General features: G+C 65.1%; 14 protein-coding genes. 4 read left to right on the top strand and 10 right to left on the bottom strand.

What is annotated here, in order from left to right; translation table 11 throughout:
• Nucleotides 1-101 precede the first annotated feature (101 nt).
• Entirely contained in the window at nt 102-1439 is a 1338-nt protein-coding gene (locus M4J40_RS06510; RefSeq protein WP_251753034.1) for an MFS transporter, read from the top strand.
• Nucleotides 1436-2335: an aldose 1-epimerase gene (locus M4J40_RS06505; protein ID WP_251753032.1), complete on the top strand. Its 900-nt coding sequence runs from the start codon at nt 1436-1438 to the stop codon at nt 2333-2335. The genes M4J40_RS06510 and M4J40_RS06505 overlap by 4 nt, the downstream gene beginning before the upstream one ends.
• A gap of 5 nt (nt 2336-2340) precedes the next feature.
• Here M4J40_RS06505 and M4J40_RS06500 read toward each other — a convergent pair whose 3' ends face one another.
• The 6 genes from M4J40_RS06500 to M4J40_RS06475 all read right to left on the bottom strand — a co-directional run bounded on the left by M4J40_RS06500 (nt 2341) and on the right by M4J40_RS06475 (nt 9581).
• The gene (locus M4J40_RS06500) at nt 2341-2811 is read right to left on the bottom strand and encodes a YccF family protein (protein ID WP_251753031.1); all 471 of its coding nucleotides are present in this window, start codon (nt 2809-2811) and stop codon (nt 2341-2343) included.
• A gap of 99 nt (nt 2812-2910) precedes the next feature.
• Nucleotides 2911-3645 (bottom strand): bifunctional 2-polyprenyl-6-hydroxyphenol methylase/3-demethylubiquinol 3-O-methyltransferase UbiG, encoded by a 735-nt coding sequence (locus M4J40_RS06495; protein WP_251753029.1) that lies wholly within the window; start codon nt 3643-3645, stop codon nt 2911-2913.
• 127 nt (nt 3646-3772) lie between these two features.
• Nucleotides 3773-4633: a hypothetical protein gene (locus tag M4J40_RS06490; RefSeq protein WP_251753027.1), complete on the bottom strand. Its 861-nt coding sequence runs from the start codon at nt 4631-4633 to the stop codon at nt 3773-3775.
• A gap of 3 nt (nt 4634-4636) precedes the next feature.
• The gene (locus M4J40_RS22495; RefSeq protein ID WP_311134076.1) at nt 4637-7357 is read right to left on the bottom strand and encodes a VWA domain-containing protein; all 2721 of its coding nucleotides are present in this window, start codon (nt 7355-7357) and stop codon (nt 4637-4639) included.
• A gap of 12 nt (nt 7358-7369) precedes the next feature.
• Nucleotides 7370-8356, bottom strand: a complete 987-nt coding sequence (locus M4J40_RS06480; protein ID WP_251753025.1) for a hypothetical protein — start codon at nt 8354-8356, stop codon at nt 7370-7372.
• 271 nt (nt 8357-8627) lie between these two features.
• Complete coding sequence (locus M4J40_RS06475; protein WP_251753024.1) at nt 8628-9581, bottom strand: AraC family transcriptional regulator; 954 nt, start codon at nt 9579-9581, stop codon at nt 8628-8630.
• A gap of 224 nt (nt 9582-9805) precedes the next feature.
• Between M4J40_RS06475 and M4J40_RS06470 the strand changes: the two genes are divergently transcribed.
• Nucleotides 9806-10045: a type II toxin-antitoxin system Phd/YefM family antitoxin gene (locus M4J40_RS06470; RefSeq protein WP_251753022.1), complete on the top strand. Its 240-nt coding sequence runs from the start codon at nt 9806-9808 to the stop codon at nt 10043-10045.
• Nucleotides 10045-10476 (top strand): PIN domain-containing protein, encoded by a 432-nt coding sequence (locus M4J40_RS06465; RefSeq protein WP_251753020.1) that lies wholly within the window; start codon nt 10045-10047, stop codon nt 10474-10476. The genes M4J40_RS06470 and M4J40_RS06465 overlap by 1 nt, the downstream gene beginning before the upstream one ends.
• A gap of 237 nt (nt 10477-10713) precedes the next feature.
• Here the strand turns inward: M4J40_RS06465 and M4J40_RS06460 are convergent, their stop codons facing one another.
• From M4J40_RS06460 to M4J40_RS06445, 4 genes are all read right to left on the bottom strand, one after another.
• Complete coding sequence (locus tag M4J40_RS06460; protein WP_251753019.1) at nt 10714-11574, bottom strand: FRG domain-containing protein; 861 nt, start codon at nt 11572-11574, stop codon at nt 10714-10716.
• A 285-nt stretch (nt 11575-11859) separates the two neighbouring features.
• Nucleotides 11860-12555 (bottom strand): class I SAM-dependent methyltransferase, encoded by a 696-nt coding sequence (locus M4J40_RS06455; RefSeq protein WP_251753016.1) that lies wholly within the window; start codon nt 12553-12555, stop codon nt 11860-11862.
• Between the two features lie 129 nt (nt 12556-12684).
• Entirely contained in the window at nt 12685-12981 is a 297-nt protein-coding gene (locus M4J40_RS06450) for a helix-turn-helix domain-containing protein (RefSeq protein WP_251753014.1), read from the bottom strand.
• On the bottom strand, nt 12978-13307 hold the full coding sequence (locus M4J40_RS06445; protein WP_251753012.1) for a type II toxin-antitoxin system RelE/ParE family toxin: 330 nt from the start codon (nt 13305-13307) through the stop codon (nt 12978-12980). The genes M4J40_RS06450 and M4J40_RS06445 overlap by 4 nt, the downstream gene beginning before the upstream one ends.
• Nucleotides 13308-13316 lie beyond the last annotated feature (9 nt).

Raw genomic sequence — 13316 nt, 5'->3', positions numbered from 1 at the left:
CGCGGTCCGTCATCGTCCGACGGGCCGCGACTGGATCGGCCGAAAGGCCCGGTCGCGCACCGCGCGCTCGGGCGATCCCTGGGAGAAGAGGAGGAGAGGTCGTGGGCAAAGTTACCCCCGAGCCAGAGCCGCATCTCGGAAAGAGAGAGCTCAACCGCGTCGTTGCTGCCAGTTTCGCCGGTGCGCTTCTGGAGTGGTATGATTTTTTCGTCTTCGGAACCGCGTCCGGGCTGGTGCTCGGCAAGCTGTTCTTTCCCGGCGCCGATCCGGGGCTGGCCCTCATCGCCGCCTTCGCCACCTTTGGCGTCGGTTTCTTCGCAAGGCCGCTGGGCGGCCTGGTGTTCGGGCACTACGGGGACCGCGTCGGGCGCAAGGCGACGCTGATCGCCACGTTGCTCATCACGGGCACTTCGACATTCCTTGTCGGACTGCTGCCGACATACGAGCAGATCGGCGTGGCCGCGCCCGTCTTGCTTGTCGTTCTGCGCCTCATCCAGGGCTTCGGGCTTGGCGGCGAGTATGGTGGGGCAGCCCTCATGACCATCGAGTCGGCGCCGAAGCATCGGCGGGGATTCTATGGCTCGCTGCCGCAGACCGCCGCTTCCGTCGGCATCATGCTCGCCACTGGCGTCTTTGCGCTCTGTACCGGACTGCTCGGCGATGAAGCCTTCCTCAGCTGGGGATGGCGCATTCCCTTCCTTCTGGCCTCCGTCATGCTGGTCGTCGGCCTGATGATCCGCCTGCACACCGAGGAAACGCCCGAGTTCAAGGCGGCGCGCCTGCGGCGGGAGCGCGAGGCCAAGGGCAAACGCCAGCCGCTGCCGATCGTCACCTTGCTGCGTCAGCACCCCCGCGAAATCATGCTCGCACTCGGCGCGCGACTGGCCGAGACCGTTTCGTCCAATGCGATCAACGCCTTTGGTATCGCCTACGTGGCGACGCAGGTCGGCCTCGGCCGTGAAATGCCGTTGACCGGCATGTTGATCGCCTCGGCGATCGGCATCGTCGTGTGCCCGTTGATCGGCGCGATTTCGGATCGGGTGGGGCTGCGCCGGATCTACATCGCCGGGGCGACCTTCTGCCTTGTGCTGGCCTTCCCCTTCTTCATGCTGCTGGACAGCGGACGGCAACCGCTGATCTGGATTGCCTTCATCCTCGCCTACAATCTCGGCCCGACAACGATGTTCGCGGTTCAGCCGACGATGTTCGCCCGCATGTTCGGAACCGACGTGCGCTACACCGGCCTGTCCTTCGCCTACCAGTTTTCGGCCATTCTCGGCGGCCTGACGCCGCTCATCGCCGCCGGTCTGCTGCATTGGGGGCATGGGGCGCCGTGGTTGGTGGCCGGATATATCGCGATCATCTCGGGCATTTCGCTCGTTTCGGTCTTCGCCATCCAGGAGCCGTCCGAGCAGCTCTCACTTCAGAGGAAATCATGATGGTGACGTCACCCAACGCCCTGGCGCCCGACGAAGGTCATCTCGCCGTCCGTCGCGCCTTCGATGCGCCCTGGCCCGGCCCGCGCGGCGAGACCGTTCGCCTTGGCAAAGGCGATATCTCCCTGGTCATCCGGCCATCCGATGGTTGCCGGATGACGTCGCTGACCTTCTTCGGCCATGAAGTGCTGCGTCAGTGGACGCCCGAGCGCCGGGCGTTCCAGTATGGCTCCTTCCCGATGATCCCCTGGGTCGGCCGCATGCGCGATGGTCGCCTGTCCCATCTCGGCAAGGTTCATGAGCTGCCGGTGAACAAGCCGCCGCATGCCCTGCATGGCATGGCCTGCTTCGCGCCTTGGGAGGTGGTGGAGGCAACCGCCGACCGGGCGTCCTTCCGCTTTGCTCTCGCCGATCCCTGGCCCTGGCGGGGCGAGGTGCTGCAAACCTTCGCCATTGTCGATGGCGGGCTCGACATTGCTCTCAAGGTCGCCGGCGCCGACACGCCCTTCCCGGCGGCGGCCGGCTGGCATCCTTGGTTCCGCAAGGATGTCGAGGGGGCGAGCGATCGCCTGAAGATCGAGTTCGCCGCCGACTGGCAGGAAGAGCCGGGCGCGGATGACGTTCCCACCGGCCGCCGCGTCGCCGTGAGCCCGGGCCCGTGGGACGATTGCTTCGGCTTCGATGGCACGATGCGCGCGCGTCTGATCTGGCCTGACCTTCTGGCGATGGAGATGACCTCGACCCATGCGTCGATGGTGGTCTTCGACAAGCCGGACGACGCCACCTGCGTCGAACCTCTGAGCGGCCCGCCCAACAGCGTCAACAGCGCACCACATCTGGTGTCGCCGGACCACCCGCTGGAGATCAGGACTCGCTGGCTCCCCTCGAAGCCCGTGTGAGGTCGTCAGCCGGCGTGTCGTCGGGCGAAGGTCGTCTCGGCGGCATGGCGGCGGGCGACGTCGGCCAGTTCGATGCTGACGACGCGGCGGCCGATCGGCCATAGCGAGATGCCGGCCAGCTTGAAGCATTGCAGGCCGAAGGGGATGCCGATGATCGTCACGCAGTAGACGATGCCGAGCATGAGGTAGGACAGGCAGAGCGCCAGACCGAAGGTCAGAAGCCAGAGAAGGTTGAACACGAAGCCGACGGTGCCGGTGACGGCGGTGACCGGCGTCACGCCCTTGCCGTCGAGCTCGCGCACGTGGACCACGTCCTTGCCGAAGGGGAAGGCGCTGAGCTTGGCCATCTCGATGGCCGCCCGCGTCAGCGGCAGCCCGACGATGGACAGCGCGAACACCGCCGCGCCGAGCAGCCAGAGAAGCGCCGTGAAGGCGCCTCCGAACAGGAACCAGATGACATTGCCGGCAAAGCGCATGATGGATCCCTCAGGGAAGGCGGGATGGTCCGCCGGCATGGTAAATGGGGATGGTGGCCGGGGAGGGCAATCGGTGCGCCGCTCGTCTTTCGACGCGGGTCAGATCCGCCGGGCCGCGACCAGCAGCATCAGCGGCTTCTCGGTGTCGGCCTCGGTGAGGTCGGGGGCGGCGCGCACCTCGTCGGCCGTCGGGGCGAACTCCTCGATGCGGCGGAGGGCAAAACCTTCCTCGATCAGGGTGTTGAGCGTGGTGGCCATGGTGCGGTGGTGTTTCAGCACATCTTTCACGAACCACTCGACGCGGCGCTCGCCCTCGGCCTTATAGCCGTTGACCGGCCATGTCGGGCGTCCGTCTTCGTCGGCCATCCAGCGCGGATGGGCCGGCGCCATGTGGATCGGGTGCTCGATGGAGAAGACGAGGTCGCCGCCCGCCGTCAGCGCGGCGGCGATGGTGCGCACCAGACGGCGGAAGTCCCTGACATAGTGGAAGGCCAGCGAGCTGTAGACGAGGTCGAAGGCCGCTTCGGGCAGTTCCAGCGTCTCGAGATCGGCGATGCGGTAGGCGATGGCGGGATCGCGCGTGTCCTCATGGGCGCGGGCGATCATCTTCTCGGAGATGTCGAAGCCATGGACCGACGCCGCGCCTTGCGCGCGCATCCAGCGCGCCGCCCAGCCGAAGCCGCAGCCGAGATCGGCCACCCGCTTGCCGGCAAGGGACGGCAGCATGGCCCTGACAAGCGGCCACTCGGTGGCGCCGTCGAGGCCGATCACCTGCCGGGGATATTGCGTGTAGCCGGAGAAGAACGCGGGGTCGTCGTAGATGTTCTGCGCCATGGTCCTGTCCCTGGAGAGGGGCAGGCCGGCCCTCCGGCTGCCTCATCCTGCCCGAGCTTCTCTGCTTTCGCAGAGAATGGCGGACCCATAAATGAGACAGTCGGATAGGGCGCTGAGGTGTCCGTGCTCAGTCGGAAACCCTGACCCAGCTGTTTCGGCTCACCAGACGGCAGGTGTTGCTTCCGCCCAGCACGGCGGCGGCTTCCTTGGGCAGAACGATGCTGACCGTCGAGAGGTGCTCGATTTCCGTCTCGCTCTTCAGCGTCAGCCGCCAGGTCATCTTGCTGCCTGCGCCCTGTCCCGCCGGGATCTGGCCGAAGAGTTCGGGAAAGACCTCGGTCGTCCAGGCGTTCTCTCCGGCATTGCGCCAGGTGATCCGGCTCAGGCCTTCCGCCGAAAGCCGGCGCGACATTTCAAGCTGGTCGGGATGGAACGGCCTTTGGAAGGTCAGTTTTCGCGGCGTCAGCCACTCCGCCGGCAAATCGGCGGGCGATTTCGGAAAGGCCTGCTGCATCAGCGCCGGGCAGCCTTCGAGCCGCGTCTTGCCAAGACGGGCCTGCCACAGGCCGGATCGGGGCGCGATGCCGGGGAACAGGTCGATCGGCGGCTTTCCGGGCGGAAGCTCGTCCGGCTGTCGCCTGGTCTCCGGCAGATCGACCGGCAATCCGGGCGGCAGGCAATGATCGGGGCCGGAGTAGAGGTAGCCGTCGCTCTGGGCGCCGAAGCCGGCCAGAACCCCCGGCAATTCGGTTCGCCCGATCCATGTGCCCCGATGGGTCCGGGCATCGACGACGAGAATCGCGTCCGGGTTCGGGGACGCACCGTAGATGCGTTCCATGTCCGGCTTCACGTCCCGGCCGGGGGAAATGAACTCGGCCTGTCCGCTTGCGTCGATGGAGATGACGGGGCTGTTGCAGGCCAGCGCGGCGGACGAGGAAGAAGCGGTCGCCAGAAGGGCAAGGCAGGTCGCTGCGAGGTGTCGGCGCATGGGTCAGTTCCCTCGGATGATGGCAAGGGCGCGGTCGAACTCGGCCGGCGTTACGGTTCTGGAGCCGGTTGACGCGGCAGCGCCGACCTTCAGGCTTTTGCGAATGAGGTCGAACTCGTCCGTCGAGATGTAGGGCGAGAATTCGCACAGCATCTGCCCCTGTCCGGCCTCGAGGCAGTTGTCGCCGCCGGGCTGGTTGAGGCCGATGAGCTTGAAGTTGCCGGCGGGGTCGCGATCCCAGAACCAGGTGGCGATCCGGCCGTCGGGAAGCGGACGGCCGACCTCGACCGACCAGAGGGCCGGCAGCCGGCCCGAAAGCCGGGGGTTGGGGTGGGCGAAGTCGCAGTCCTCGTCGCCGCAGCGGCGCAGCACCTGCCCCGTGGTCAGCGTGAACTGCAGGGTTTGCAGAACGCGGGCAAGCCTCTCGTCTCCCCGATCGGGGTCCGCGCACAGTTGGCCGACACGCGTCGGAACGCAGCCGCGTTCGCCGAGAGGCCAGTCTTTCGGGTTGAGAAAGATCGAATGGGCCGAACTTGCCTGCTCGGCGAACGCGGCGCGCGGAAAGGGCTTGGCGGGCTCGACTTCCGCCACCCAGGTCTCGGGCAGGTGGAAGAACAGGTTGGTGGCCGCATCGCGCATGTCGCAGTTGGCAACCGTGCGGTCGCCCGGCAGGCATCGGTGCGGGTAGTCCGAAAAGGCCTTGGCGCCGGCTTCCTTGCCGTTGTCGCAGGCGTCGGGGCCATGGCCGTCGCCATCGGCGCAGTCGCCGCTCCGGGACGACTGGCGCCGCGGCGGGTCCCATTTCAACGTCGCCTTGACGAGCTGGTAGGCGGCCAGCACCTGCGGCTCGGCGCTCTGGAACATGCAGAACTGGCCGAGCGCGCCCACCTCCTCACAGGGGCCGTTCATGGCGACCCACTGGCGCGGACCGAGGACCAGCGTGTCGTCGCCGCCGGTTCGGAAGAGGTTGACGCGCGGCGGAAACGCCTCGCCGGCGGACTGAGACCCCGCCGTGTAACCCTCCGTCGTCGGATGGTCGGTCCACCAGCCGGCCGGCAGCAGGAAGGAGAGGCCGGTAGCGCTGTCGGACACCGGGCAGGGCGCCGGGCCCTCGCACGAATAGGCGACGTCCTCGCCTAGATCGGGCGCAGCCCCGGAATGGGCGTCGGCCTTCTTTTGCGGCGTCCCGACCTCCAGGGAAAGGCGCGCCTTCTCCTTGCGCTCGCCGGAGGCATCTTCGCCCTTGTAGACAAGATCATAGGTGCCCGGCTCCGATGGCGCGTTCAGCGCCTGGCCGGCCACGAGTTCGCCCAGCGTCCGCCCCCAGTCGATCTGGGTTTCGCCCTGCCAGATCTCGATGCCGTCATTGCGCAGCTGGCGGCCGGTGGTCTCGACGGGAATGGGCGCGCCCGGCGCCACCTGAGGCGGCGCCTTGAGGGTGACGGCAGGGTCGGCCTCGACGACGATGTCCATTTCGTCGAGCGTATCGCCGCCCCAGGTTTCCAGCCGCAGGAGATAGGTGCCAGGCGCCGCAAGCTCGATGGCGGCATCCTTGGCGCCTTCGGTCCCCTCCACGGTGCTGTAGGTGATGGCGGCGTCCGGGGTGGCGTTTCCGGCCGGGTAAAGCCTCAGCGCCAGTGCCGCGCCGCCGGTCTCGCTGCCCTCGGCCAAGACGCCGAGTTCGATCCGCGCAACGCCCGGGGCATAGGGACCCCGGTTGACCATGCCCGCCTTGCCGGGCTCGAAGGCGGCTTGCTCAAGCGGGCGGACGAAGAGGATGGCGTCCGGCTTGAACCCGGAAACCCAGCCGTCCTCGGGCGGCATCTCGGCCCAGTCCATTTCCGTTGCGTAGCTGAAAAGGCGGCAGCGCGGCTCCTCGATGAAGTAACTGCCGGGCGGCTCGAACATCCAGGCTCCAGTCGTCGCATCGGCGTCCGCCAGGGCGCGGCACTGCTCGGCCGTGCCATCGCGAGGGAAAGGCGGCTGCGCTGGCGTTGCGGCCTCGGCTCCGATCGACTGCCCGGTTGGCTGGAGCTGAATGGCGCGCATCAGCGGGCGGCCGGGGAAATGCGTTGTCTCGCGCGGCGGCGCCATGGCGATGGCCTCGCTCAGCGCGTCGGACAGCTCGCCGGCATTGGCCGCCTCGATGTAGCGGCCGCCGGTGTTTTCGGCGAGGCAGGCGACCTCCGCGCCTTCTTCCTTCGACAGCCCGAAGCCGACGACATGGGCCGTGAAGTTGACGCCGGACGCCTCCAGTTCCGAGGCCAGTGCGCAGGGGTCCGCCTCGCATGTCTCAAGCCCGTCGGTGACCAGCACGACGGTGGCGCTTTCCTCGCCATAGCGCAGCGCCTCGGCAGCCTGCCGAACGGCGGCGGAAAGAGGGGTTTTGCCGAGAAAGCGCATGGCGTTGACCGCGTCGACGATGGTGGCGCCGGTGTCCCTGCCCGGCGGCACCAGCAGCTCGATGTCGCCGCAGTTGCCTTTGGAGCGGTGGCCGTAGGCGATCAGCCCGAGTTCCTGACCGGCCGGCAGGCGCGTCACCACGTCGGCGACCGCCTCGCGGGCGATTTCCAGTTTCGGCCGACCGTCGATCTGCCCCCACATGGAGCCGGAGCCATCCATGACGATGATCGTGCGGGGGGCTTCCTGGGCCTGACCCGCCGGCATATGAACCAGCAGCAGCCCGGCCAGAAGGCCGCCGAGTGTCCGCAAAGCGCGCTTCATGACCGCCTCCCTTCAAGCCGGTTCCGCGACGGGCTGGGCAGGGGCGCGCCGGCCCGATGCCCAGGCCGCCGCCTTGCCGCCGATGTCCCTGAACTTTCCCGACAGCTCCCGCAGGCGGGCGCGCCAGTCGGGGTCGGGCACCTGCGCTTCGGTGGTCTTGAAGAAGACCTGCAGCATGCAGGTGATGGCGAGGGGTTCGAGCACGGCCGCCTTGACCGCCCAAGCGAAAAGAAGTGCGAACACGAAACCGCCCGCGCTGAGCGCGCCGGGCAGGAGGTAGACAAGCGCGGCGGCGGGCGCGAGCGCCAGCAGGAAGACGACGAAGGACAGCCCGTAGATCATCACCGCCAGCCAGGCCGCATTGCGGAACATGGTCTTGTAGTTCTGGCCATAGAGCACCAGGGCCTCTTCCGCCGAGGCCCAGGGGTTGGCCGCGCGGGTGCGCAAGGCGTGGGCAAGGATCACCTCGTCGGTGAAGCCCACGGCGACCTTCAGGAAGCCACGGAAGGCGCGGGCCGCCGCATCGAGGCCCGGAATGGGCAGGATCGACGCGATCCCCTCGACCAGCCCGGCGATGGCGGCGATGACGCCCTTGACGAGCTGGTCGATGCCGAACAGCACGCTGGCCTCGGTGAAGCGCTCGCGCACCATGCGGCTGCCATAGGCCACCTGTCCTTCGCCGTCCGGCAGCGCCCGGCCGTCCATCAGCTCCACGAGCACGGCGATGTGCCCGGCCTTGACGAGGTAGAGCAGGTATTCCCTGAGAAGATAGAGGGCGACCGCCACGATGCCGAAGCCGGCCAGTCCGCCAAAAAGCGTGCTGGAGGCCAGGAAGTCCGCGTCTCCGAACTGGCCGACGCCATAGCCGACGGCCGCGCCCGTTCCGGTCGCGATCACATAGGCGCAAGCCATGGCGAAGTAGACGGCCATGCGGAAAAGAAGAAAGGGCGCCGTGCGCGCCATGAGCGCCAGAGCACCCGATAAACTGAAGTCCCACATATGGCTTGATCCTCAAAAGGGCATGAAGAAGCATGTCCGGGCAAGGAAATGCCTGCCCGGAGAGAAGGTAGATTTCGAGGATGCCTGGGTCTTGGGTCTGGCGGCACCGAGTTGCGGGTGCGGCGGCACAGGTTGGGGTGCTATACCGCTTCCGTCGGGTTTTGACCTTTCGGGTCGGAAGCTGACGGAGGCGGAAGCGCCCGACCGGGCGCCGGCCGGTCAGGCCGAAACCCGCTTGAGCCGGATGAGTCCGGATCAAGCGGAACGCGTATTATGTGGAGCCGGCCCGCACGTCCCTGGGCGTCACGCCATAGGTTTGCTTGAAGCGGCTGTTGAACCAGGACAGGTCGCCGAAGCCGGCGTCCATGGCGATTTGCGCGATGTTGAGGTGCTGCGACGCCGGATCGGTCAGCATGCGATGGGCCTGCGCCAGACGGCGGTTGGCCACATAGTCCCGGAAGGAGGTTCCCTCCCGTTCGAAGAGGGCGCGAACATAGCGGGGGGAGAGGCCCAGCCGGCTGGCGACGCTTTCGGCGGTCAGTCCGGGCGTGACGAGGCTCCGCTCGATCTCCTTCTTGACCTCCCGCAGTCGCGCCGCCCGCACGCCGCGCCCGGCGGCGATCTCGGTCGCCTCGCGCGTGGCGCCGAGGGCCATCAAGGCGAGATCCTGCACATGCGCCACGGCTTGCAGCGCCTCTTCCGGGGCAAGCGCCGGCAGTTCGGCGTGAAGGCTGCGGGCATAGCTCAGCAGCAGCCGCCACTGCGGCGTCAGCGCGGCGGCGCGGCGCAGCATGGCATCAAGCCCTGACGCGGCGGCATTGAGATGGGCGCGCGGGATGGAGACGTAGATGCCCTCCATATGCTCGCCGCCAAACCGCACGGTTCCCGGCACGTCCCCCGGATCGGCATAGATCGACCCCGGCGCCAGCATCTCCTCCCTGCCGCCGACCTGCGCGATCGTGCCGCCGCCGGAAAGCGGGATGTGAAACATGACGTCGTCGCTGCAATCGGCCGCGTGGCTCTGTGTCCGGATGGCCGTCGAAGCCGAGTGCCGCCCGTGGCCGATGATCGCGCCCGGCATGACCGCGATCGAAGTCTCGGACCTGAAGGCCTCGCGGTCATCGGGAATGAAGTCGACCTTGGTGATGCTGGCGACAACGCTGCGAAACGCATCGACCCGCTGCGCCCGGTCGAAATCCTGCGATCGAATGGACAGAACCGTCATGACGAGCCCCCCGCAACCCTCATCTTCGCCAGCACGCGCGATCCCCACCAGCGGCAGCATACACCATTTTACGTATGTTTCGGCAGCAAGTGCGCGTAGCGGGAGGAGTGATGGGGTGGAGGGGGAAGGGGGAGACGGTGCCTTGGCCCATCCTTGATCGTCGTCCCCCTTCATCCTATAATGACTACTGTAGTCATAAGAGGCTTGAGAACGGGGAGCTTGAGATGCGCGAGATCCAGTTGCGAGACGCCAAGGCCAGCCTGTCGTCCGTCGTCGATCAGGCGGTGGCGGGCGAGCCGTCGGTCATCACCCGGCACGGCCGGAAAGAGGCGGTCGTCCTGTCATTCGAGGATTATCAGCGGCTTGCGACCGTGCCGTCCTTCGGCCGCCTGCTGGCTGCCTCCGGCCTTGAGCCGGGCGATCTCGACCGCGACGAAACGCCGCTCAGGGACTTCGGCGGCTGATGTATCTCGTCGACACCAATGTCCTGTCGGACTTGGCGGCGCCCGTCCCCCGGCCCGACCTTGTCGACTGGCTCGACCGCCATTCCGCCGATCTCTACCTCTCGGCCATCACGGCGGCCGAGGTGGTGGCGGGCATCGCCAAGCTGCGGCGGCAGGGCTCGACCGCCAAGGCCGACCGTCTCACAGACTGGTGGGGCGCGGTGGAACACCTCTACGGCGCCCGCATCCTCCCCTTCGGCCTCTCCGAGGCCCGAAAGGCCGGCGCGTTCACCGATCTCGCCCGCGCCGCCGGCCAAGCTCCAGGCTTCGCCGACACGGCCATCGCCGCCACGGCAGCGGCGAACGGACTCACCGTGCTCACGCGGAACACCAAGCACTTCGCGGTGTTTCCGGTGAGGGTGGTGGATCCGTTTGAGGAGTTACCGGGGTAGGGGAGGGCGTCAGGCGCGCGTTGGCTGATGGAGGCTGCGGCCATTGCCTCTGCAAGCTCCGGGAAGACCTCCGCGAAGGGCTTGGCCTCAGCCAGTTGTTCGTTCGTCGCCTCGGGGCAGTCGGAGACTGCGTCCCAGTCCGCCTTGCTGTAGCCGCGTCCGAGCTGGAAAACCGCCTTCTTGCTCTTGTCGATTATGGCAGCGATCTCCGTTCTTCCCCTTTTCGTCGAGGGGTAACTATTCGATCTCGAGGCTAAAGTAATCCCGTCTGCTCGCGATTTCTCTAAATGCCAACATGTTCATCAAGGATTCTTCGCTTCCGAACAATGTGTAGGCGTTAATGTTTGCTTCATCTAGCTTTTTGAGTACGCTATTCTTTTCTTTTCCATCGATGATGTATTTCACCATGGGGTGGTCCGCGGGGTTTTCCTTTACTGCATCCTCGTGATTTCTGAAGGAAATTGTCTTCTCACTATTTCGTCCTTTCTCGGACATGCATACTGTATACTCACTTTGCTGTAAATAATGTCGGCGATGTGTTTCAACATAAGGCCCTAATGTATTGATTTGTGCCTCTCCAACCCAACCGCCACGAGACTTAATCAGGGTTTCGTTATAGGCGTAAATCGCCACGTCGCAGTCGTCTCGCGCGCTCTGGAAGGCAAAGAACGCTGCAACTAGATATGATCTCGACCAGTCGAGTAAAGGGGTTGGAAAGCCGTGATGCCGTAGATAGTATAGTAATTCTAGCGTTGAAAGAGACCAGCCTGTGTTTCGGCTATCTGGTGCTAGAATTGTCCGTTCGTATTTTCTTCCAGTAAGCGAGTTTAGAGCCGGAATTATGGACCTAACCTGCTGGAAATATACGCCGACATCTATTTCGATGTTTTCTGGTTGCTTTTGGGGGAATAGGTATCTCTCAAGTGAGGTTTTTAGTCCCCATTGCGAGTCGCTTTGGCCTCTAAAGAGCCATTCCTGTACGTATTGGTCAGGTTCTTCTTTGACTGTCTTCGTGACGATTTTCTTAAGTAAATCAACTTCACTCTCGAACTCGCCCCACGAGATTGCTTTTTCCTTACCCTTGATTTCGAGGCCCATCTCTCAACTCGAATGACGGTTTATGGATAATCCTACAACACCCATCGTACCGCTGGATTCTACACGATGTATAAGGGAAATCTCGTTTTCCACTGGAAGTGATTGCTACTTGCCGTGGTTGAATCTCGTTGCGATCACCGTCTGGACGAGACCGTCGAACTCGATTGGACCGATCTTGTTACAAAGAAGATCGGACATGTGTGACTGTGTCGCGCCTAGCTGCTTGGCAATTTCGACATGCGTCCAGCCCTTTGCCTTTGAACTGCTCTCTCCGTTGGTGTGCTCTCACACCTTCACCGTCGAGAAGAAGATGAAGCGGGGTTCGGTTGTCAGGGACTTGTAGGCGTCCGGCGACAGGTCGCGGGCGCGTGGGTCGGGTTGCGGTTCGCGAACCGTTTCGACGCGGAAGCCGGCCGTCTTCAGGGCGTCGAACATGGCGTGCAGCGGGCGGTGCCAGAAGCGCATGGTCATGGTCTTGCCGCCGCGCTGCCACGTGTCGCTGAAGCTGTAGGTCTCGAAGTAGTTCTCGTGGCCTGCCAACTGATGGTCCATGAACGGATGGTGGGTGGAGAAGACGAAGCGGCCGTTCGGGGACAGCAGGCGGTGGAACTCCGACAGGGGGCACGACCAGTCGGGCAGGTAGTGCATGACCAGCGAGGCGACGACCAGATCGAAGGATCCATCGGCGAAGGGCAGCGGTTCGTTCAGGTCGCCCACCAGCAGGTGCGCGCGGCCGTCGAGGCGGCGTTCGGCGATCTCCAGCAGGCCGGCGCTGGCGTCGATGCCGGTCAGGTGCGCGCCGCGCTCGACCAATATCGCGGCGTGGGCTCCGCCGCCGCATCCCGCGTCGAGCACCCTGAGCCCGTGGACGTCTCCGGCCAGCGACAGGATGGCCGGCCGCTCGTAATGGGCGTTCCAGGCGTTGGTCTCGTTGTCGGCATCATAGGCCGCCGCGAAGGCGTCATAGTCGTTGTCGGACATCGTCTGGCTCCGGCGTAGGCCGCTCGGTGCGCGCGATTGGGCGACGGTCAGCCGGAGCGATCCGGCTCATCGTCGTCCGCGCGCGTCAGCTGGTCAATGTCCAAGGGCGACATGCGCTTGAGTCTGTTTTCAAGCCGCGTCTCGTACCTTTACATCCACGGTATGGCCCACGGCGGCCACCATGTTGACGAGGCTGTCGAGCCCGAACAGGCTGATCTTGCCGCGCAGGAGGTCGGAAACGCGAGGCTGGGTGACGCCCAGATGCTTGGCCGCCTCGGCCTGCGTCCAGCCCTTCGCCTTGATGATCTTCTTCAAGGCAACCATCAGCTCGGAACGCATCTGCATGTTGAGAGCTTCGGCAGGCGTATCGCTGATGGCGTCCCAAACGGAGGCGTAGCGCTGGCTGATCACTTCATCATCATTCATGATTTCAAGCTCCTAACCAGCGCGTTGTACCGCTTCTTGGCCAGATCAACGTCGGAACCCGACGTCTTCTGCGTCTTCTTTTGGAAGCAATGCAGAACGTAGACGGCATCTGCAAACTTCGCGACATACATGACTCTATAGATCCCGCTCGGGTCTCTGACGCGGATCTCGTTCACGCCGCTGCCAACCTCCGGGAATGGCTTCCAATCGTCCGGCTCTTCTTCAGTTTGAACGAGGTATAGCTGATGGCCGGCTTCTTCACGTGCCGCGTTTGGGAATGCTCGTAGGTCGTCATGCGCTGACCCAATGAACGCCAAAGGCTTCATGTCCGCTCT

Origin of the sequence: Pleomorphomonas sp. JP5 (genome assembly GCF_023721815.1) — a bacterium.
Taxonomy (GTDB): Bacteria; Pseudomonadota; Alphaproteobacteria; order Rhizobiales; family Pleomorphomonadaceae; genus Pleomorphomonas.
The sequence above is the reverse complement of the archived record's forward strand: the minus strand, read 5'-3'. Positions and strand labels throughout refer to the sequence as shown.